This is a genomic window from Micromonospora sp. WMMD1219 (genome assembly GCF_049315215.1).
GTDB lineage: Bacteria > Actinomycetota > Actinomycetes > Mycobacteriales > Micromonosporaceae > Micromonospora > Micromonospora tulbaghiae.
Window position 1 is genome coordinate 3234897 of the sequence record NZ_CP186057.1, and the last position, 20666, is coordinate 3255562.

At 72.5% G+C, this 20666-nt stretch carries 20 protein-coding genes and 3 pseudogenes; 19 read left to right on the top strand and 4 right to left on the bottom strand.

Features of this window, described 5'->3' with window-relative positions:
• The first annotated feature begins 105 nt into the window (after positions 1–105).
• The 5 genes from ACN27C_RS15640 (at position 106) to ACN27C_RS15660 (ending at position 4260) form a co-directional block, all read left to right on the top strand.
• Positions 106–393, top strand: coding sequence for a GlsB/YeaQ/YmgE family stress response membrane protein (locus ACN27C_RS15640; protein ID WP_120568501.1), 288 nt, complete (start codon positions 106–108; stop codon positions 391–393).
• 253 nt (positions 394–646) lie between these two features.
• Positions 647–931: a GlsB/YeaQ/YmgE family stress response membrane protein gene (locus tag ACN27C_RS15645; RefSeq protein ID WP_030503112.1), complete on the top strand. Its 285-nt coding sequence runs from the start codon at positions 647–649 to the stop codon at positions 929–931.
• Positions 932–1154: 223 nt separating this feature from the next.
• Complete coding sequence (locus ACN27C_RS15650; protein WP_357896967.1) at positions 1155–2447, top strand: sugar ABC transporter substrate-binding protein; 1293 nt, start codon at positions 1155–1157, stop codon at positions 2445–2447.
• On the top strand, positions 2444–3430 hold the full coding sequence (locus tag ACN27C_RS15655; protein WP_422751472.1) for a carbohydrate ABC transporter permease: 987 nt from the start codon (positions 2444–2446) through the stop codon (positions 3428–3430). The genes ACN27C_RS15650 and ACN27C_RS15655 overlap by 4 nt, the downstream gene beginning before the upstream one ends.
• On the top strand, positions 3427–4260 hold the full coding sequence (locus ACN27C_RS15660) for a carbohydrate ABC transporter permease (protein ID WP_013287980.1): 834 nt from the start codon (positions 3427–3429) through the stop codon (positions 4258–4260). The genes ACN27C_RS15655 and ACN27C_RS15660 overlap by 4 nt, the downstream gene beginning before the upstream one ends.
• A 14-nt stretch (positions 4261–4274) precedes the next feature.
• Here ACN27C_RS15660 and ACN27C_RS15665 read toward each other — a convergent pair whose 3' ends face one another.
• A complete protein-coding gene (locus tag ACN27C_RS15665) occupies positions 4275–5135 on the bottom strand; it encodes a hypothetical protein (protein ID WP_422751473.1) in 861 nt (286 codons plus the stop codon).
• A 112-nt stretch (positions 5136–5247) separates the two neighbouring features.
• On the bottom strand, positions 5248–6033 hold the full coding sequence (locus tag ACN27C_RS15670; protein WP_422751474.1) for an enoyl-CoA hydratase-related protein: 786 nt from the start codon (positions 6031–6033) through the stop codon (positions 5248–5250).
• A 19-nt stretch (positions 6034–6052) separates the two neighbouring features.
• On the opposite strand from ACN27C_RS15670, the gene hemW reads away from it, so the two are divergent.
• Positions 6053–7276 (top strand): radical SAM family heme chaperone HemW, encoded by a 1224-nt coding sequence (gene hemW, locus ACN27C_RS15675; protein ID WP_205775989.1) that lies wholly within the window; start codon positions 6053–6055, stop codon positions 7274–7276.
• Between the two features lie 39 nt (positions 7277–7315).
• On the opposite strand, the gene ACN27C_RS15680 is transcribed toward hemW, so the two are convergent.
• Positions 7316–7960, bottom strand: a complete 645-nt coding sequence (locus ACN27C_RS15680; protein WP_422751475.1) for a DUF4870 domain-containing protein — start codon at positions 7958–7960, stop codon at positions 7316–7318.
• Between the two features lie 232 nt (positions 7961–8192).
• Here ACN27C_RS15680 and hrcA point away from each other — a divergent pair, with 232 nt between their 5' ends.
• The 3 genes from hrcA (at position 8193) to ACN27C_RS15695 (ending at position 11170) form a co-directional block, all read left to right on the top strand.
• The gene (gene hrcA / locus ACN27C_RS15685; RefSeq protein ID WP_091572036.1) at positions 8193–9215 is read left to right on the top strand and encodes a heat-inducible transcriptional repressor HrcA; all 1023 of its coding nucleotides are present in this window, start codon (positions 8193–8195) and stop codon (positions 9213–9215) included.
• A 73-nt stretch (positions 9216–9288) separates the two neighbouring features.
• Positions 9289–10434, top strand: a complete 1146-nt coding sequence (gene dnaJ, locus ACN27C_RS15690) for a molecular chaperone DnaJ (RefSeq protein ID WP_176710436.1) — start codon at positions 9289–9291, stop codon at positions 10432–10434.
• Between the two features lies 1 nt (position 10435).
• Positions 10436–11170 carry a 16S rRNA (uracil(1498)-N(3))-methyltransferase gene (locus ACN27C_RS15695; protein WP_121683479.1) on the top strand — a complete coding sequence of 245 codons (735 nt, stop codon included), beginning with the start codon at positions 10436–10438 and terminating at the stop codon, positions 11168–11170.
• A 138-nt stretch (positions 11171–11308) separates the two neighbouring features.
• Here ACN27C_RS15695 and ACN27C_RS15700 read toward each other — a convergent pair whose 3' ends face one another.
• A complete protein-coding gene (locus ACN27C_RS15700) occupies positions 11309–12070 on the bottom strand; it encodes an SDR family NAD(P)-dependent oxidoreductase (RefSeq protein ID WP_422751476.1) in 762 nt (253 codons plus the stop codon).
• Positions 12071–12163: 93 nt separating this feature from the next.
• Between ACN27C_RS15700 and ACN27C_RS15705 the strand changes: the two genes are divergently transcribed.
• The 10 genes and pseudogenes from ACN27C_RS15705 (at position 12164) to ACN27C_RS15750 (ending at position 20625) form a co-directional block, all read left to right on the top strand.
• Positions 12164–12508 carry a histidine triad nucleotide-binding protein gene (locus ACN27C_RS15705; protein ID WP_013475524.1) on the top strand — a complete coding sequence of 115 codons (345 nt, stop codon included), beginning with the start codon at positions 12164–12166 and terminating at the stop codon, positions 12506–12508.
• Positions 12505–13881, top strand: a complete 1377-nt coding sequence (locus tag ACN27C_RS15710; protein WP_422751477.1) for a serine hydrolase domain-containing protein — start codon at positions 12505–12507, stop codon at positions 13879–13881. The genes ACN27C_RS15705 and ACN27C_RS15710 overlap by 4 nt, the downstream gene beginning before the upstream one ends.
• A 136-nt stretch (positions 13882–14017) precedes the next feature.
• A pseudogene (locus ACN27C_RS15715) lies at positions 14018–14713 on the top strand (PhoH family protein); the annotation flags it as partial.
• Positions 14714–15037: 324 nt separating this feature from the next.
• Positions 15038–15472 (top strand): annotated as a pseudogene (locus ACN27C_RS15720) (phosphate starvation-inducible protein PhoH); the annotation flags it as partial.
• Positions 15473–15784: 312 nt separating this feature from the next.
• Positions 15785–16147, top strand: a pseudogene (locus tag ACN27C_RS15725) (PhoH family protein); the annotation flags it as partial.
• Positions 16148–16186: 39 nt separating this feature from the next.
• Positions 16187–16660: an rRNA maturation RNase YbeY gene (gene ybeY, locus ACN27C_RS15730; RefSeq protein ID WP_091421737.1), complete on the top strand. Its 474-nt coding sequence runs from the start codon at positions 16187–16189 to the stop codon at positions 16658–16660.
• Positions 16636–18045: a hemolysin family protein gene (locus ACN27C_RS15735; protein WP_199733337.1), complete on the top strand. Its 1410-nt coding sequence runs from the start codon at positions 16636–16638 to the stop codon at positions 18043–18045. Before ybeY ends, ACN27C_RS15735 begins: the two co-directional genes overlap by 25 nt.
• Positions 18038–18424 (top strand): cytidine deaminase, encoded by a 387-nt coding sequence (locus ACN27C_RS15740; RefSeq protein ID WP_120568509.1) that lies wholly within the window; start codon positions 18038–18040, stop codon positions 18422–18424. The genes ACN27C_RS15735 and ACN27C_RS15740 overlap by 8 nt, the downstream gene beginning before the upstream one ends.
• Positions 18421–19317, top strand: a complete 897-nt coding sequence (gene era / locus ACN27C_RS15745) for a GTPase Era (RefSeq protein WP_357795448.1) — start codon at positions 18421–18423, stop codon at positions 19315–19317. Before ACN27C_RS15740 ends, era begins: the two co-directional genes overlap by 4 nt.
• 150 nt (positions 19318–19467) lie before the next feature.
• Positions 19468–20625, top strand: coding sequence for an acyltransferase family protein (locus tag ACN27C_RS15750; protein ID WP_422751478.1), 1158 nt, complete (start codon positions 19468–19470; stop codon positions 20623–20625).
• Positions 20626–20666 lie beyond the last annotated feature (41 nt).

Genomic DNA, 20666 nt, shown 5'->3' on the forward strand with positions numbered 1-20666 from the left:
CGGCGGTCGATGCCGCCGGTTTCGGTTTTCGATGCGTCGGGCACTTAGCGGGCACGACAGCAAACGCACACAGAACGTGCGAAATCGCTTTTAGGAGGACCGACCGTGGAGTTCACCGTCTGGGGCATCATCACCGCGCTCGTCGTGGGTCTGATCGTCGGCGCGCTGGGCCGGCTGGTCGTGCCGGGCCGGCAGAACATGCCGATGTGGCTGCACATGGTGATCGGCGTCGGCGCGGCGCTGCTGGGCACCGTCCTGGCCCGCGCGCTCGGCATCGCCACGCAGACCGCCGGCATCGACTGGGCCGAGCTGGCCGTGCAGGTCGTGCTCGCCGCCATCGCCGTGGCCCTGGTGGCCGGCGTCGGCCGCCGCCGCGCCGTCTCGCGTTACTGATTCACGCACCACGCGCCTCGACGGGCGCCCGGCCGACCCGGCCGGGCGCCCGTCGGCGTATTCGGCGCATTGAACCCCGTCGGTGCGCCGGGCCCGCCCGCCGCGCCGGGTTTCGGCGAGAAGCAGCAGGTCAGGGTACGTCTGAACAATTCGTCATCGGAGTCGGTTTGGATTTCCGGGCGGTCGGGAACTTAGCGATCACGACAGTAACCACACGAAAAAGTGTGACCCGATCTTAAGGAGGAGGGCGACCATGGAGCTCACCGTTTGGGGCATCATCACGGCGCTGGTCGTTGGTCTGATCGTCGGCGCGCTGGGCCGGCTGGTCGTGCCGGGCCGGCAGAACATGCCGATGTGGCTGCACATGCTGATCGGCGTCGGCGCCGCGCTTCTGGGCACGATCGTGGCCCGGGCCTCCGGCTTCGCCGAGACCGCCGGCATCGACTGGCGCGAGCTGATGCTGCAGGTGCTGTTCGCCGCGATCGGCGTGGCCCTGGTGGCCGGTGTCGGCCGTCGCCGCGGCGTCTCGCGCTACTGACCCCGCACCACGCGCCTCGACGGGCGCCCGGCCTCACCGGCCGGGCGCCCGTCGGCGTACGTGGGCCCTGAACTGCCCGGACGGCATCGATGTCGGCCGGGCCTCCGGCTGCGATACGGTCGCCTGTGCCCTCCGTCACGAACACCCCCTGTTGTAAAGGAAATTTTCCTACTAAGGTGCGGCGGAGAAGGTTAGTGCCAAACGGCCCTGAGGGAGATATGGCGTGAACAGGTGGAAGCGGCTGGCTCCGGTCACCGCCATCGTGGCGTCGGCCGCGTTGGTGCTGACCGCGTGCGGTGGCTCCGGCGACGACGACAAGGCCGCCGACAACAGCAAGCTCACTGTGTGGATGATGGGTGAGGGCGGCGACGCCCAGACCAAGTTCCTCGACAGCGTCGAGGCGGAGTTCAAGAAGAAGCACCCCGAGACCGACGTCGTGGTGCAGTACATCCCCTGGCTCGAGGCGCCGAAGAAGTTCCAGGCCGCGCTCGCCGGTGGCGAGGGCCCGGACGTCACCGAGCTGGGCAACACCGAGACCCAGGGCTGGGCCGCGCAGGAGGCCCTGGCCGACGTCTCGGACAAGTTCAACGGCTGGTCCGAGGGCAAGGACATCCTGCCCGACCTGGTCAAGAACGCCCAGCTCGACGGCAAGCAGTACGGCGTGCCGTGGTACGCCGGCGTGCGCGCCGTCTACTACCGCACCGACTGGTTCGCCGAGGCGGGCGTGAAGCCGCCGACGACCTGGGACGAGATGGTCGCCGCCGCGAAGGCCGTGCAGGCCAAGAAGCCGGGCACCTACGGCATCGCCCTGCCCGGCAACTCCGAGCTGCCGTTCTACTCCTTCCTCTGGGGTGCCGGCGGGGAGATCGCCACCAAGGAGGGCGACAGCTGGAAGTCCGGCTACAACACCCCCGAGGCGCAGAAGGCGGTCAAGTTCTGGACCGACCTGGTGACCGTGCACAAGGTCGCCCCGCCGGCCGCGGCCGGGTGGAACGAGGTCGACGCCCGTACCCAGTTCGCCACCGGCAAGGCCGCCATGGCGTTCGCCGGTAGCTGGCAGGGCGGCGCGATGAAGAAGGACAACCCCGACATCGAGAAGGTGTGGGGCACGTTCCCGATCCCCGGCCCGGACGGCAAGCCCGCCCCGGCGTTCGCCGGCGGCTCCGACATCGCCATCTGGAAGGACAGCGAGCGGCAGGCGCTGGCCTGGGACTACATGACCGTGCTGCTGAGCAAGCAGAAGGACAAGGAGTTCGCCAGCAGCCTCGGCTTCTTCCCGGTCTACCAGGACCTGGTGAGCAGCGGCGACTACGCGAACGACAAGGTGATGGCCGCGTTCGCCACCGCCATCCAGAACACCAAGCTGACCCCGCTCACCCCGAAGTGGGTCGAGGTCAGCCGCACCAAGACGGTGACCCAGGCGATGAACAGCTCGGTCATCAAGGGCCAGAAGACGGTCGAGAAGGCCACCGCCGACGCGGCCACCGAGATGGAAAGCATCCTCAACGCCAAGTGACCACGCTGACCGAGGCCACCGGCGAGGCCGCCGCGCGGGAGACCCCCGCGCGGCGGCGCCGTCGCCGGGTGGACCACCTTCCGTACCTGCTCCTGCTGCCCTGCCTGGCGATCATCGCCGTGTTGCTGCTCTGGCCGCTCGGCCAGGTCGTGTGGATGTCCTTCCACAAGCTGGACAGCGTCCGGCAGCTACGCGGCGACCGCGAGTGGCCGTGGGTCGGCCTGGCCAACTACGCGCAGATCCTCGGCGACCCGTTCTTCCGTGAGGTGCTGCGCAACACCGTGCTGTTCACGCTCGCCAACGTGGCGCTCACGATGATCCTCGGCACGCTGGTCGGGCTGCTGCTCAACCGCCTGGGCAAGAAGATGGCCACGTTCGTGGCGAGCTGCGTGATGCTCGCCTGGGCCACCCCGGCGCTGACCGGCACGATCGTCTGGAAGTGGATCTTCGACGACACCAGCGGCCTGGTCACCTGGCTGTTCAACAAGCTCCCGGACGGGCTGTCCACGGCGCTGTTCGGGCGCAGCGACTGGACCGGGTACGGCTGGTTCAACGACCCGCTGCTGTTCTTCGCCATCCTGACGCTCGTGGTGGTCTGGCACTCGTTCCCGTTCATCGCGGTGAGCGTCCTGGCCGGGCTCAAGAGCGTGCCGACGGAGTTGCAGGAGGCGGCCCGCGTCGACGGCGCCGGGCCGTGGAAGGTGTTCTGGTCGGTCACGTTCCCCGTGCTGCGGCCGGTCTTCGGCATCCTCGTGGTGCTCTCCACGATCTGGGACTTCAAGGTCTTCACCCAGCAGTTCGTGCTGGCCGGCGGCACCCAGGACCGGTCCACGTTCATGCTGTCGATCTACTCGTACGCGGAGGCGTTCTCGCCGCCGCCCAAGTACGGCCTCGGCTCCGCCATCGCCGTCATCCTCACCGTGATCCTGCTCGTGGTGACCGCCCTGTACGTCCGCATGGTGCTGCGGCAGGAGGACGAATGATGAAGAAGATCGCCCTCAACGGCGCGGGCCTGCTGGTCGCGCTCTTCGCCGCGTTCCCGGTCTACTGGATGGTGGCGACCTCGCTGAAGCCCAACCGGGAGATCTTCTCGTCCACCCCCCGGCCGGTGCCGGCGGAGCCGACGCTGGAGCACTACCGGGAGATCCTCACCGGCAACCTGATCCCGGGCGTCACGTTCGCCGACTTCTTCCTCAACAGCGCGCTCGTCGCGCTGGCGACGGTGCTGCTGAGCGGGCTGGTCGCGCTGCTCGCCGCGACCGCCGTGGCCCGGTTCCGGTTCAAGCTGCGCACCACGTTCCTGATCATGCTGCTGGTGGTGCAGATGATCCCGCTGGAGGCGCTGGTCATCCCGCTGTTCCTGATGATCCAGCGGCTCGGCCTCTACAACACGCTGCCCAGCCTGATCCTCACGTACCTCGGTTTCTCGCTGCCGTTCGCGGTCTGGATGCTGCGCGGCTTCGTCGCCGCGGTGCCCAAGGAACTGGAGGAGGCCGCCGCCATCGACGGCGCCAGCCGGGCCCAGACGTTCCGCAAGGTGCTGTTTCCGCTCGTCGCTCCCGGCCTGGTCGCCACCAGCATCTTCTCGTTCATCACCGCGTGGAACGAGCTGATCTTCGCGCTGACGTTCATCAACGACCAGCAGAAGTACACGCTGCCGGTCGCGATGACGTTCTTCTTCGGCCGGGACGACACCGCCTGGGGCTCGGTCATGGCCGCGTCCACGCTGTTCACCCTGCCGGTGATCGTCTTCTTCCTGCTGGTGCAGCGCCGGATGGTCTCCGGCCTGGTGGCGGGAGCGGTCAAGGGCTGACCCGGCGGCGCCGGTCAGGCCGCGGCGAACACCTCGGCGCGCACCTCGGTGGTCGGATCGCCCTTCACCCGGGCCCAGGAGCCCTGCTCGGCGGTCCACTCCAGGTTGCCGAAGCGGACCTTCTTCACGCCGTGGTCGTCGGCGTGCGAGACGAGCCAGTGCGCGTACCGCCAGCCGTTGCGGTCGTCGCCGGCCGGCACGGTGAGCGCGGTCAGGTCGGTCGCCGTGGCCAGCCGGGGCAGCCCCCAGTCCAGCGACAGGCTCTCCAGCACGGCGCTGGCGGCGGCCGGGCCGCGCATCGTCGGCGGCGAGCCGACGGTGCAGGCCACCGCGCCGGTCGCGTGGCCGAGCAACGCGCGGGTGAGGACCTCCGACTCGTCCGCCCACTTCTGGTACGCCTCGGGGAACGCCGACCGCTGCACCCGCTGGGCGGCGTCGGTGATCCGCATCCGCTCCCAGCCCTTGACCTTCTTCAGCGCGGCGTAGAACTTGTTCGCCGCGTACCGCGGGTCCTGGATCTCCTCCGGGGTGCCCCAGCCCTGGCTCGGGCGCTGCTGGAACAGGCCGAGCGAGTCGCGGTCGCCGTGGGCGATGTTGCGCAGGTGCGACTCCTGGTGCGCGGTCGCCAGCGCCACCACCACCGCCCGCTCGGGCATCCGGCGCTGCATCCCGATGGCCGCGATGGTGGCCGCGTTCGCCATCTGGTCGGCGCCGAGCACCACCTCGCCGTCCGCCTTCACGGTGCAGGTCCGGCTGGCCAGTGGCAGCCGCAGGTGCTCGCCGAACTGCTTGGTGACGACGTAGACCGCGAGCAGTGCCAGCACGCACACCGCCACCCCAGATGCCACGATCGCCGCTCGCGTCCGCACCCGCACCCCCTGTCCCGACAGTCCGACAAGCGTACGTCCCACCCGCCACGGCGGCTCTCGGCCGACCGGCGGGCCCCACGTCGGCCGCAGGTGGCTCACGCGGGGCCCGCCGCCAACCTCAGTCTTCGGCGGGTACCCAGGCGGCGGGACGCTTCTCCCGGAACGCCATCACGCCCTCGCGCCCCTCGTCGGAGAGGAAGTACCCGGTCGACAGCGCGGCCAACTCGGCGATGTCGGCCCGCAGGTCCGGCCCGGCGGGCCGGCGCAGCAGCTCCTTCGCCCCGGCCAGCGCGCCGGGGGCACCCTTGACCAGCGAGGCGCAGTAGCGCTCGACGGCGGCGTCCAGCTCGTCGGCCGGCACCGCGGCGGTGACCAGGCCGATCTCGGCGGCCCGGCGGCCGTCGAACGTGTCGCCGGTCAGGTACAGCTCGGCGGCGGCCCGCTGACCCAGCCGGGGCAGCACGGTCGCCGAGATCACCGCCGGGATCACCCCGATCCGCACCTCGGTGAACGCGAACGTCGCCTCCTGCGCGCAGACCGCCAGGTCGGCGGCGGCGATCAGGCCCAGCCCGCCGGCCCGGGCCGGCCCGGCCACCTTCGCCACCACCGGCTTCGGGCACTCCCGCACCGCGACGAGCACGTCGCCGAGCATCCCGGCGGGCACCGTCCCGCTGGCGTACGCGGCGGCTGTCTCCTTCAGGTCGGCGCCGGAGCAGAAGACCGGGCCGGTGTGGTCGAGCACGATCGCGCGTACCGCGTCGTCGGCGACCGCGCCGGCCAGCCCGGCCAGCAGCTCGGTCATCAGGGGCGTGGAGAGCGCGTTGCGATTGTGCGGGCTGTGCAGGGTGAGGGTGGTCACCCCACGGGCCGTGGCGACTCGCACGAGAGCGTCCGGAGAGGTCATGCCGGGCACACTAGTGGCCATGCCCGGCGTCCTTCCAGAAGGCGAACCCGTCCCGCGCGACGGATCGCTGCCCGCCACCGCCACTCGCGCCGTCGGCGCGCGCGGCTTCGGCGTGTACGTCCACGTGCCGTTCTGCGCCAGCCGGTGCGGTTACTGCGACTTCAACACGTACACGGCGTCCGAGCTGGGCGGCGGGGCGAGCCGGGAGACGTACGCCGACTCCGTGCTGGCCGAGCTGGAGCTGGCCGCCCGGGTGCTGGGCGACTCGCCGCCGCCCCGGGTCGACACCGTCTTCGTCGGCGGCGGCACGCCCACCCTGCTGCCCGCCGACGACCTGGCCCGGATCCTCGACGGCATCGACCGCGTCTGGGGGCTGGCCGCCGACGCCGAGGTGACCACCGAGGCCAACCCCGAGTCGGTGAGCCCGGAGTCGCTCAAGACGCTGCGGGCCGCCGGGTACACCCGGATCTCGCTGGGCATGCAGTCCGCCGCGCCGGGTGTGCTCGCGGTGCTCGACCGGCGGCACAGCGCGGGCCGGGCCACCGCCGCCGCGCTGGAGGCGCGCGACGCCGGGTTCGAGCACGTGAACCTGGACCTGATCTACGGCACGCCGGGCGAGACGGCCGAGGACTTCGCCGCCTCGCTGGCCCAGGTGGTCGACGCGGGCGTGGACCACGTCAGCGCGTACGCCCTGATCGTGGAGGACGGCACCCGGCTGGCCGCGCGGATGCGCCGCGGCGAGCTGCCGTACCCCTCCGACGACGTGGCGGCGGACCGCTACCTGGCCGCGGAGGCCGCGCTCGGCGAGGCCGGATTCTCCTGGTACGAGGTGTCGAACTGGGCCCGCTCGGCGGCGGCCCGGTGCCGGCACAACCTGCTCTACTGGGCCGGCGCCGACTGGTGGGGCCTGGGCCCGGGAGCGCACAGCCACGTCGGCGGCGTGCGCTGGTGGAACGTCAAGCACCCGAGCGCGTACGCGGCGCGGCTGGCCGAGGGCGTCTCGCCCGCGCTGGCCCGGGAACGGCTCACCGCTGACGAGCAGCACATGGAGGACGTGATGCTGCGGGTGCGGCTCGCCTCCGGCCTGCCGCTGGACGTGCTGGACGCCGCCGGCCGGGCGGGCGCCGAGCGGGCCCGGGACGCCGGGCTGCTCGACGCCGGGGCGTACGCGCGGGGGCTGGTGGTGCTGACGCTGCGCGGCCGGCTGCTGGCCGACGCGGTGGTACGCGACCTGCTGCCGTGACCGGGGCCGGCCGGCCGCCCCCTCGGCCGGCCGGCGGCGTCACTTGGTGAAGCTGTAGCTCATCGGGTAGCGGTAGAGCACGCCGTCGTTCGCCTTGACCCCGCCGATGATCCCGAAGATCAGCGGCACCAGCCAGACCAGCATCGGGACGAAGAACAGGATCCCGCAGGTGATGATCGTGATCACCCAGGCGAGCACGCCGGCGATGGCCCAGGTGATCTGGAAGTTCAGCGCCGCGACGGCGTGCGCGCGGACCGTCGGCGACTGCTGGCCCCGGCTCATCAGCGCGATGAGCGGAGCGACCCAGCCGAGCAGGCCACCGCCGACGATGACGCCCACGGCGCCACCGAAGTGCGACACCAGCGCCCAGGTCTTGTCGTCGTTGTTGGCGTACGCGGCGGGGCCGTACCCGCCACCGGCGGGGTAGCCGCCGCCGTAGCCCGGCGTGCCGCCCGGCGGGGGGTAACCACCGGGGGGCGGGTAGCCGCCCGGCGGAGGTTGGCCGCCCGGAGGCGGGTAGCCACCCGGGGGCGGATAGTCACCGGGCGGGGGATAGCCGCCCGCGCCCGGCGCGCCGGACAGTGGAGCGGTGGGCGGTTCACCGGCCGGCGAGCCGTAGGGCGCCGACGGGTCGGGCTGGGGGCCGGAGTCCCCTGCCCCGGGAGGGCGAGGAGGTTCTGTCATGGTCGCCACGGTAGGTGCACCGGGCAACCCGCACCAGAGCGACACAGACCGACGATGACCAGCTTTTCGGCCCTGGTGGGCGGTGCTGTGTGGCGGGCCGCACCGCAGGTCCGTCAGGCGATCATCGCATCGGTGGGGGTGCCGACGTAGACTGGCACTCGCTACAGTCGAGTGCCAGCCGCCCGGCGGATGCCGCGCGCCGGCCGGACCGAGGTGCGTCAGGAGGTGGGGAATGGGTCTCGACGACCGCAAACTCGCCGTGCTGCGCGCCATCGTCGAGGACTACGTCGCCACGCAGGAGCCGGTCGGCAGCAAGGCCCTGGTCGAGCGGCACCAGCTCGGCGTCTCGCCGGCCACGGTGCGCAACGACATGGCGGTGCTGGAGGAGGAGGGCTACATCCGGCAGCCGCACACCAGCGCCGGCCGGGTGCCCACCGACCGCGGCTACCGCCTCTTCGTCGACCGGCTCTCCCGGGTCAAGCCGCTCAGCCCGGCCGAGCGCCGGGCGATCGAACGCTTCCTGGTCGGCGCCGTCGACCTGGACGACGTGGTGCACCGTACGGTCCGGCTGCTCGCCCAGCTCACCCGGCAGGTCGCCGTGGTGCAGTACCCGAGCCTGGCCCGCTCCAAGGTGCGCCACCTGGAGCTGGTGCCGATCTCCACCACCCGGCTGATGGTCGTCATGATCGCCGACACCGGCCGGGTCGAGCAGCGGCTGGTGGAGCTGCCCGCCCCGGTGCCCGCCGACGACGTGACCGACCTGCGCCGGCTGGTGAACGAGAAGCTCGTCGGCAGCCAGCTCGCCGAGACGCCGCCGCTGGTGCAGGCGCTCGTCGACGAGTCGGCGCCGCATCTGCGCCCGGCCATGACCACGCTCTCCACCGTGCTGCTGGAGACGCTCGTGGAACGGCACGAGGAGCGCCTCGCGCTGGCCGGCCAGGCCAACCTCACCCGGGGTGGCCTGCTCGACTTCCAGGGTTCGCTGCGGCCCATCCTGGAGGCGCTCGAAGAAGAGGTCGTGCTGCTCAAGCTGATCGGCGAGACCGAGCCGAGCACCACCCGGGTGCTCATCGGCGACGAGAACGAATACGACAACCTGCGGGCCGCCTCGGTGGTCAGCACCGGCTACGGACCGGGCAGCACGATCGTCGGCGGACTCGGCGTGCTCGGGCCGACCCGGATGGACTACCCCGGCAATATCGCCATGGTGAGGGCCGTGGCACGCTACGTGGGCGAACTGCTGGCCCAGAACTGACCAGTCAGGGCCGACGGCCGGTTCCGGCCGACGACCGGAGCGACGCGAGACGAACATGAGGACACCTAACGCAGTGGCCAGGGACTACTACGGCATTCTCGGCGTGAGCCGGGACGCCTCCGACGACGAGATCAAGCGCGCCTACCGCAAGCTGGCGCGGCAGTTCCACCCGGACGTCAATCCGGACCCGGAGGCTCAGGAGAAGTTCAAGGACATCAACGCCGCGTACGAGGTCCTCTCGGACGACCGGAAGCGGCAGATCGTCGACCTGGGCGGCGACCCGCTCGCCCCGGGCGGCGGTGGCGCGGGCGGTCCCGGCGGCCCGGGCGGCGCCGGTCCGTTCGTCGGCTTCCAGGACATCATGGACGCGTTCTTCGGCGGCGCCGCGGGCGGCAGCCGGGGCCCGCGTCCGCGTACCCGCCCCGGCGCGGACGCGATCCTGCGCCTGGAACTGGACCTCAACGAGACCGCGTTCGGCGTCGAGGCGCCGATCACCGTCGACACCGCGGTGCTCTGCACCACCTGCTCCGGCGCCGGCACCGCCGCCGGCACCCACCTGGCCACCTGCGAGGCGTGCGGCGGCCGCGGCGAGGTGCAGTCGGTGCAGCGGACCTTCCTCGGCCAGGTGGTCTCGGCCCGGCCCTGCACCGTCTGCCAGGGCTACGGCACCACCATCCCGCACCCCTGCCCGACCTGCGCCGGCGACGGCCGGGTGCGTACCCGCCGTTCGCTGACCGTCAAGATCCCGGCCGGGGTCGAGGACGGCATGCGGATCCGCCTGGCCCAGCAGGGCGAGGTCGGCCCGGGCGGCGGCACCGCCGGCGACCTCTACGTCGAGATCCACGAGCGGCCGCACGACGTCTACTCCCGCAAGGGCGACGACCTGCACTGCCGGGTGACGGTGCCGATGACCGCCGCCGCGCTCGGCACCCGGCTGACCATCAAGACGCTGGACAGCGAGGAGACGGTCGACGTCAAGCCCGGCACCCAGCCCGGCAGCACGCTGCGGCTGCGCGCCCGGGGCGTACCGCACCTGCGCGGCACCGGCCGGGGTGACCTCTACGTGCACCTGGACGTGCGTACCCCGACCAAGCTCGACGCCGACCAGGAGCGGATGCTGCGCGACTTCGCCAAGACGCGCGGCGAGGAGGTCGCCGAGCTGACCAAGCAGGGCGGCTTCTTCTCCCGGATGCGCGACGCCTTCAACGGGCACGCCTGAGGTGTCCGCGCCGCTGTTCCTGGTCGACGCGCTGCCCACCGGTGACACGCTGACGCTGGACGGCCCGGAGGGCCACCACGCGGCCACCGTGCAGCGGCTGCGCGTCGGCGAGGAACTGGTGCTCGCCGACGGCCGGGGCGGCACCGCCGCCGCGGTGGTCACCGCCGTCGGCCGCGGCACGCTCGACCTGCGGCTCACCAGCCGGGGGTACGCGGACGCTCCGGTGCCCCGGCTGGTCGTGGTGCAGGGCATCGCCAAGGGCGACCGGGGTGAACTCGCCGTGCAGGCGATGACCGAGGTCGGGGTGGACGAGATCGTGCCCTGGGCGGCGTCCCGCTCGGTGGCGCAGTGGCGCGGTGAGCGGGGCGAACGGGCCCGGCAGAAGTGGGTCGCCACCGCCCGGGAGGCGGCCAAGCAGGCCCGCCGCCCGTGGCTGCCGGTGGTGGCCGGCGCGCCGGACGAGTCCACCGTCTCGGTGGCCCGCCGGATCGCCGGGGCGGCCGGCGCGTACGTGCTGCACGAGGGCGCGCAGGACCGGCTGACCACCGTCGACCTGCCGGCGGCCGGCGAGATCGTCCTGGTGGTCGGCCCGGAGGGCGGCATCGCCGACCACGAGCTGGCCGCGTTCGCCGAGGCGGGCGCCCGCACGGTCCGCCTGGGCCCGTCCGTCCTGCGCACGTCCACGGCAGGCGTGGCAGCCCTGACGGTCCTGGCCACCCGCCTGACCCACTGGTAACCCGCGCGCCCTGTTCTCGCGGCCGCGCCCCCGCCCTTACCGTCGCGTCGATCTTGCAGCTTGGGCCCTCGGTGTGCCCCTTTTGCAGGGCTTTGTCAGGGCCGAAAGTGCAAGATCGCCGGAGGTCAGGGGCGGGGGTCAGGAGCGGAGGTAGGAGGCGCCGTTGAGGTCGATGATGGTGCCGGACGCCCACTCGGCCTCGGGGCTGGCCAGCCAGTGCACCGCCGCGGCGATCTCCGCCGGCCGGGCCACACGCTGGAACGGGGACTGGGCGCGTACCGCCTCGCCCCGCTCGCTCTTCAGGTGCTCGTTGGTCATGTCGGTCTCCACGAAGCCGGGCGCCACGCAGGCCACCCCGATGCCGTACGGCGCCAGCGCCACCGCCAGCGACTGGGCCATCGCGTTCATCCCGGCCTTGCTGGCCCCGTACGCCGGATTCGCCGGCTCACCCCGGAACGCGCCCCGGGACGACACGTTCACGATCCGGCCGCCGCGTTCGCGCATGTGCTGCGCGGCGCACCAGGCGGCGTTCGCGGCGCCGACCAGGTTGGTGTCGAGCACCTCACGCCAGCGCGCCCGCCACTGCTCGTAGCTGCTCTCGAAGACCGGGTGCGGGGGATCGGCCGGCCCGAACACCCCGGCGTTGTTCACGAGTACGTCGAGGCCGCCGAGTCGCTGGGCCGCCTCGTCCACCATGGTCCGTACCGCGTCGGCGTCGGCCAGGTCGGCGCGGACCACCACGTGCCCGTCACCCGGCAACTCGGCGCGCAGCCGCTCGGCCAGCCCGGCCGAGTCCCGGTGGTGGATCGCCACCCGGTCTCCACCTGCGGCGAACGCCCGCGCCACCGCCCGCCCGATGCCCCGCGAGGCCCCCGTCACCAGCACCGCCCGTCCCGACATGGCGGCCATCCTGCCGCACCGGGCCAGACTGTTAAAAAGGGCCCCTTCCCATACCGGAGGCGTTAAGCAGGGGCCCCTCCTTACACTGCTGCGATGGACTGCCTCTTCTGCCGGATCGTCGCCGGGGAGATTCCGGCCACCATCGTCCGCGAGACCGCCACCACCCTGGCCTTCCGGGACATCGACCCGAAGGCGCCCACCCACGTGCTGGTGATCCCGAAGGAGCACTACGCGGACGTGGCCACGCTGGCCCAGGGCGCGCCCGAGCTGGCCGGCGAGGTGCTCCAGACCGCCGCCGTGGTCGCCGAGGAGGAGGGCCTGACCGTGGACGGGTTCCGGCTGATGTTCAACACCGGCCCGTACGGCGGCCAGGAGGTCTTCCACGTGCACGCCCACCTGCTCGGCGGCGCGCCGCTCGGCCCGATGCTCTGCCGATGACCGACGTCTCCGACCGGCTCGGCCGGATGGTGCGCCAGGCGCAGGCCACCGGGCGGATCCCGGCGGTGTCGGCCGCCCTGCACCGGGCCGACCGGCCGCTCTGGACCTGCACGGTGGGCGACACCGGCAACGACACCCCGCTGGGGCCGGAGACGGTGTTCCGGATCGGCTCGGTCACCAAGACCTTCACCGCGGCGCTCGTCATGCAGTGCCGCGACGACGGCCTGCTCGACCTGGACGACCCGATCGGGCGGCACCTCGACCTGCCCGCGCACGGCGAGGCGACCGTACGCCGGCTGCTGTCGCACACCGCCGGCCTGCAACGCGAGCCGCACGGCGACGTGTGGGACAGCCTGCGCGCCCCGGCCGTCGACGAGATGCTGGCCGACCTGGCCCGGGTCGAGCGGGTGCTGCCCACCGGCCGGCGCTTCCACTACTCCAACCTCGGCCTGGCGCTGCTCGGCGAGGCGGTCGCCCGGCTGCGCGGCGGCACCTGGGCTGAGGTGCTGGCCGACCGGGTGCTCGGCCCACTCGGGCTGACCGCCACCGGCCCGCACCCGACCGAGCGCGCCGCGACCGGGTTCCTGGTCGACGCGTACTCCGACGAGGCCCACCCGGAACCACCCGCCGACTTCGGCGCGGTGGCCCCCGCCGCGCAGCTCTGGAGCACCGCGACGGACATGGCCCGCTGGGCCGCGTTCCTGGCCGACCCGGCGGCGGTGGACCCGGACGGCGCGGTGCTCGCCGCGACGACAGTCGAGGAGATGCGCTGGCCGCTCACCCCCACCGACGAGTCGGTCTGGGCGGCCGGCTTCGGGCTGGGGCTGATCCTGGTTCCGCAGCCGGAGCGGGTGACCCACGTGGGCCACGACGGCGCGATGCCCGGATTCCTCGCCGCCGTCTACGGGCGGCGCGGCGGGCAGGGCACCGCCGGGGCGATGGGCGCCGCCGTGCTCGGGTCGTCCGGCACCGGCGTGGAGGTGTTCGACCTGTCCCACCGGCTGCTGGCCGCCGCCGCCGAGCACGACCCGGTGGAGATCGAGCCGTGGCGTCCCGGCCCGCCCGCCCCGGACCACCTGCGCGGTGTGCTGGGCCGCTGGTGGGGCGAGGGCTTCGAGTACGTCTTCTCCTGGCACGACGGGACGCTGCGGGCGCGTGGCGCGGACGACCCGGCCGGGAAGCCGCCCGCCGTGTTCGCGTCGCTGCCGGACCGGCCGGACGTGTTCCGCACGGTCTCCGGCCGCGAGGTGGGGGAGCTGCTGCGGCTGACCCGTGACGAGCGCGGCGTGGTGGTCCGGATGCACTGGGCGACCTACCGGTTCACCCGCACCCAGGAGACCTTCGACGGGTACGACTTCCGCGTCGGCGACTGACCGGCGAGCACCGGAAATGGGCGCGGTGCGTACGGTGCCGACCCGATACGATGGGAGGTAACCGTTCGCCGCGCCACCAGGGCCCGGCGCCCGAGAAGCGGAGAGCAGGTGGCGCAGGGCCCGACGGGCCCGACCTATGACCGGCACCCCACCTCCCGGCACGCCGCGTGTGCAGACCAGGATCACGGTCGGAGACCAGAAGATCATGGTGAACCTGCTCGGCGCGGGCGACGAGATCCTGCGGCTCGTCGAGCGCTCGATCGACAGCGACGTCCACGTCCGCGGCAACGAGATCACCATCACCGGCGCCCCCGCCGACAACGCCCTCGCCGAGCGCCTCTTCAGTGAGCTGCTCGAACTGATCGAGAAAGGCGAGACCCTGACCACAGACGCGGTACGGCGTACCGTCGGCATGCTCGAGCAGGGCGGCGCCGAGCGGCCCGCCGAGGTCCTGACGCTCAACATCCTCTCCCGGCGCGGCCGCACCATCCGTCCCAAGACGCTGGGGCAGAAGAAGTACGTCGACGCGATCGACGCCCACACCATCGTCTTCGGCATCGGCCCGGCCGGTACCGGCAAGACCTACCTGGCCATGGCGAAGGCCGTGCAGGCGCTGCAGGCCAAGCAGGTGAACCGGATCATCCTGACCCGGCCGGCGGTCGAGGCAGGGGAGCGGCTGGGCTTCCTGCCCGGCACCCTGAACGAGAAGATCGACCCCTACCTGCGCCCGCTCTACGACGCGCTGCACGACATGCTCGACCCGGAGACCATCCCGAAGCTGATGGCCGCCGGCACGATCGAGGTCGCGCCGCTGGCGTACATGCGCGGGCGGGCCCAGCCGTACGACGCCCGGGTGCTGACGCCGGAGGGCTTCCGGCCGTTCGGCTCGCTCCAGGTCGGTGACCTGGTCATCGGCTCGAACGGGACGCCCACACCGGTGATCGGCATCTACCCGCAGGGGCCGAAGCAGACCTACCGGGTCACCACGCAGGACGGCGCGTCCACGCTCTGCTGTGGTGAGCACCTGTGGACCGTCGCCACGCCGGACGACAAGCGGCGTGGGCGTCGGCGCACGATCGAGACGCAGGAGATGATCGGCAACGAGCGGCGGGGCCACACCCGTCGCTACGAACTCCCGCTCGTCGCGCCGGTGCAGATGGAGCCGCGGGCGGTTCCGCTCGACCCGTACGCGCTCGGGCTGCTGCTCGGCGACGGCGCGATCTCGTGCCGCACCACGCCGGCCTTCTGCACCGCCGACCCGGAGCTGGCGACCGCGCTGGAGGAGGCGCTCGTCGACATCCAACTGGTCCGCAAGGGTGACTACGACTACGTCCTCCGGCACGTCAACGGGCACCGCGGCGGCGTGATCGTGGCGAACCCGGTGACGGTGGCCGTCCGCGAACTGGGGCTGGACGGTGCCACCTCGGGCACGAAGTTCGTCCCCGAGGTCTACAAGAACAACAGCATCGGCGTCCGGCTGGCGGTCCTGCAAGGGCTGCTGGACACCGACGGCGGGCCGGTCACCCAGGCCGGGCGCACGTGCCGCGTGCAGTACTCGACCACTTCCCCCCGGTTGTGCGACGACGTGGTCCACCTGGTCGAGTCGCTCGGAGGGGTGGCCACGGCGCGGGTTCGTCCGGCCGAGGGACGCAAGCCCGGTCTGGCGAAGGGTCGGCCGGTTCCGTACCGGTCCGACGCCTACATCGTGGAGATCCGGCTGCCCGCCGGTGTCGCGCCGTTCCGCCTGTCGCGTAAGCGCCGGCTCTACGACGAGCACGGCGGTGGCCGGCCGATGCGGTTCATCGACTCGATCATCCCGGCCGGGGTGCGGGAGACGATGTGCATCCAGGTCGCGGCGGAGGACTCGCTCTACGTCACCGACGACTTCCTGGTGACTCACAACACGCTCAACGACGCGTTCATCATCCTGGACGAGGCGCAGAACACCACGCCCGAGCAGATGAAGATGTTCCTCACCCGGCTCGGCTTCGGCTCCAAGATCGTTGTCACCGGTGACGTCACCCAGGTGGACCTTCCCGGCGGGACGACCAGCGGCCTGCGGGTGGTCCGGGAGATCCTGAACAACGTCGAGGACGTGCACTTCGCCCAGCTCTCCAGCTCCGACGTGGTGCGCCACAAGCTGGTGGGCGAGATCGTCGACGCGTACGCCCGCTGGGACGCCGAGCGGGAGAACCAGCAGGCGCAGAGCGTGCACGCCGTACCGGGGCGGACCGCCCAGGGCGGCCGGGCCGGCCGGCGCCGCTGACCTGCCGGCCCAAGCCGTCACATCATCAGAGGAAGACAGTTGTCCATCGAGATCGCCAACGAGTCGGGTGTCGACGTCGACACCGACGCCGTGCTCGCCGTCGCGCGGCACGCCCTCGACGAGATGGGGGTCAACCCCCTCGCCGAGCTGTCCGTGCTGCTCGTCGACATCGAATACATGTCGGAGCTGAACCACAGGTGGATGGGTGGCGACGGCCCGACCGACGTGCTCGCCTTCCCCATGGACGAGGGCAGCGTCGACCACGGCCCGGGCGAGAGCAGCCCGGCCGGCGGTGAGCCGGCCCTGCTCGGCGACATCGTGCTCTGCCCGGAGGTGGCGGCCAAGCAGGCCGCCGCGGCGGGGCACTCGGCCGCCGACGAGCTGCACCTGCTCACCGTGCACGGCGTGCTGCACCTGCTGGGCTACGACCACGCCGAGCCCGAGGAGGAGCGGGAGATGTTCGGCCTCCAGGCCCGGCTGCTGGCCAGCTGGCGGTCGACCCGGTCGCGGTGATGGACGCCTTGGCGGCGGTCCGTGCCCCCGCCGGTCTGCCCGATCTTCAACTCCTGTTCTTCGCCGCCGGGCTGGTGGTGCTCGCCGGCCTGATCGCGATGACCGAGGCGGCGCTGGCCGCCGTCTCCCCGGCCCGCGCGGCCGAGCTGACCCGGGACGGGGCCCGCGGCGGGCGTGCCCTCCAGGCGGTCGCCGGTGACGTGGTCCGCCACCTGAACCTGCTGCTCCTGCTGCGCCTGCTGGCCGAGCTGACCGCCACCACGCTCGTCGCGCTGGTGGCTGTCGACACGTTCGGCGCGGGCTGGCGGGCGGCGCTGGTGACCGCCGGCGCGATGACCGTGGTGAGCTTCGTCGTCGTCGGTGTCGGCCCGCGCACGATCGGCCGCCAGCACGCGTACGCGGTCGGCCGCGCGGTCGCGCCGCTGGTGCGCTGGCTGGGCCGCGCGCTCAACCCGCTGGCGTCGCTGCTGATCCTGATCGGCAACGCGGTCACCCCCGGCAAGGGCTTCCGCGAGGGGCCGTTCGCGACCCAGGTGGAGCTGCGGGAGCTGGTCGACCTGGCCGAGCAGCGCGGGGTGGTGGAGCACGGCGAGCGCCAGATGATCCACTCGGTCTTCGCACTCGGCGACACCATCGCCCGTGAGGTGATGGTGCCGCGTACCGAGATGGTGTGGATCGAGGAACGCAAGACGCTCGCGCAGGCGCTGGCGTTGTTCCTGCGCTCCGGTTTCTCCCGCATCCCGGTGATAGGGGAGAACGTCGACGACGTGCTCGGTGTGCTCTACCTCAAGGACCTGATCCGGCGGGTGCAGGGCGACCAGGGCGCCCGGCAGATGCCGGTGGCCGAGCTGATGCGCCCGGCCACGTTCGTGCCGGAGTCCAAGCCGGTGGACGACCTGCTCTCCGAGATGCAGGCGGCCCGCAACCACCTGGTCATCGTGGTCGACGAGTACGGCGGCACCGGCGGCCTGGTCACCATCGAGGACATCCTGGAGGAGATCGTCGGGGAGATCACCGACGAGTACGATGTCGAGCGCCCGCCGATCGAGCACCTGCCGGACGGGGCCGTGCGGGTGACCGCGCGGCTGCCGGTGGAGAATCTGGGCGAGCTGTTCGACACCGAGCTGCCCACCGACGAGGTGGAGACGGTCGGAGGCCTGCTCGCCCAGGCGCTCGGCCGGGTGCCCATCCCGGGCGCCGAGGCCGAGGTGGCCGGGCTGCGGCTGGTGGCCGAGGGCACCACCGGCCGGCGCAACCGGATCGACACGGTTCTGGTGAGCCGGGTCGACCGGGGTGACGCGCCGGAGGGCACCAACCGAAGCGAGCCGCCCGATTCGCGTGGCGACAACAACCGTTCCGAGGAGAGGCAACCCGCCGATGCCTGAGTCACCCGCCGTACCGGCTGCCCTGCCCACCCCCGCCGACCCGGCGGAGCTGAGCGCGGAGGACGCCAAGCTCGTCGTCCTGGCCCGGGGCGCGCGGAGCCGGGTGGCGGCCGTGGAGGGCGCCGCGGTCCGCGACCAGGACGGCCGGACGTACGCGGCGGCGAGCGTGGCGCTGCCGTCGCTGACCCTGACCGCGCTCCAGCTCGCGGTGGCCTCGGCGGTGGCGGCGGGCGCGAGCCGGCTGGAGGCCGCCGTGGTGGTGACCGAGGCGTCGACGCTGGACGGGGCCGGGCACGCCGCGGTGCGTGACCTGTCCGCCGACGCGCCGGTGCACGTGGCCGCGCCGGACGGCACCGTCCTCGGCACGGTGGTCGAGTGACCACGCCCGAGGCGCGCCCCTACCGGGCCGGTTTCGCCTGTTTCGTCGGGCGGCCGAACGCCGGCAAGTCGACGCTCACCAACGCGATCGTCGGCACCAAGATCGCGATCACCTCGAACAAGCCGCAGACCACCCGGCACATCATCCGGGCGGTGCTGCACCGGCCGGACTCGCAGCTCGTGCTGGTCGACACCCCGGGCCTGCACCGCCCCCGGACGCTGCTCGGCGAGCGCCTCAACGACCTGGTCCGGGAGACCTGGAGCGAGGTCGACGTGATCGGCCTGTGCGTCCCGGCGAACGAGCCGGTCGGGCGGGGCGACCGCTTCATCACCGGCGAGCTGGCCAGCCTGAAGGCCACGGTGCTGGCGGTGGTCACCAAGACCGACCTGGTCGACAAGAAGCGGCTGGCCGAGCAGCTGCTCGCGGTGAGCGAGCTGGGCGAGTTCGCCGCGGTGGTGCCGGTCAGCGCGGTCTCCGGGCACCAGGTCGACACGCTCGTCGACGTGATGACCGGCTACCTGCCGCCCTCACCGCAGCTCTACCCGGACGACATGCTCACCGACGACCCGGAGCAGGTCCTCGTGGCGGAGCTGGTCCGCGAGGCGGCGCTGGAGGGCGTACGCGACGAGCTGCCGCACTCCATCGCGGTGGTCGTCGAGGAGATGATCCCGGAGGGCAACCTCACCAAGATCTACGCCGACGTGTACGTGGAGCGCCCGAGCCAGAAGGCCATCGTCATCGGCCACCGGGGCAGCCGCCTCAAGCACGTGGGCACCACCGCCCGGCGGCAGATCGAGGAGTTGCTCGGCACCCGGGTCTACCTCGACCTGCACGTACGGGTGGCGAAGGACTGGCAGCGCGACCCGAAGCAGTTGCGCAAGCTCGGCTTCTGACGCCAGGGCCGGGGCGGCCGGCGGCGAGGTGATCAGGATCAGCCAGACCTATGGGACATCTCACTTTCCATAGGTGTTCGTGGCTGTTTCACAGCGTCCGGGAGCAGGGTAGGGACCATTGTCTCTGCCCCCGGACCCCGCCGTGAGCTGATGCGAAACCGCTATCTGGACCTGCTCCGCTTCCTGGCCATCCTGCGCGTCGTCACCTATCACGTCACCGGCTACGCCACGCTCACGCTGGTGTTCCCGGCGATGTCGGTGATGTTCGCCCTGGCCGGGTCGTTGATGGCGGCGTCGCTCGACCGCAGCGGGGTACGCGCGGTCGGGCGCCGGCTGCGCCGCCTCCTGCCGTCGCTGTGGGTGGTCGCCGCGGTCTTCGTACCGGCCATGCTGCTCACCGGGCTGGCGTTCGGCCCGAAGGTGCTGCTCTGGCTCTTCCCGATCAGCGACCCGCCGGCCAACTACTGGGGCGGGCTGGCGCTCAGCCCGATCTGGTACCTGCGGGACTACCTGTGGTTCGTCCTCGCCTCACCGCTCGTGCTGTGGCTGTTCCGCCGGGCGCCGCTGCCCACGCTCGCCGCCCCGTACCTGCTGCTGGTCGCGATCGAGGCCGGTGTCCTGGCGAACCCGCCGACGGTGCTGCGTGAGTTCGGCCTCTACTTCGGCGCCTGGCTGCTCGGCTTCGCCCACCACGACGGGATGCTGCGCCGGATGCGCAACCGGGTGCTGCTGCCGGTTGCCGCTGTGGTCGGCGCCGCCGGGCTCGCCTGGATCGTCACCCACCCGGGCCCGCGCGGGTACGACATCAACGACATCCCGCTCGGCAACGCGCTCTGGTCGGCCGCGTTCATCCTGGTGGCGATCGGCCGGGCGCCGGCCGGCGTGACCTGGGTCGACCGCGTACCGGCGCTCGGCCGGGCGGTCACGGTGGTGAACCGGCGCGCGCTGACGATCTACCTCTGGCACATGCCGTTCGTGGTGCTCCTCACCCCGCTGGTCGGCCTGGTCGGCTGGTCACCACGTGACCCGGTGGGCCTGTGGCTGCGGGTGGGGCTGGTCTTCGCGCTCGTCGGTGTGGTGACGCTGATGGTCGGCTGGGTCGAGGACGTGGCCGCCCGGCGTACCCCGGAACTGATCCCCGGCAAGCCGCGGCGGACCGTGGCCGACCGGGCGGCGGCCGCCCCGGCCAGCCCGGCCCCCGCCGGGGCGGAGGACGCGCTGGTCAGCGTCGGCGCCCGGGTGCCGGCGCCGCGCCGCCCGGCCGAGGCCCCCGTGCGCCCAGCGTCCCGGCGGGACGGGCCCGGCTGAGCCACCCCCGGTCCTCACGACGTCCGCGACCGCCCGCCCGC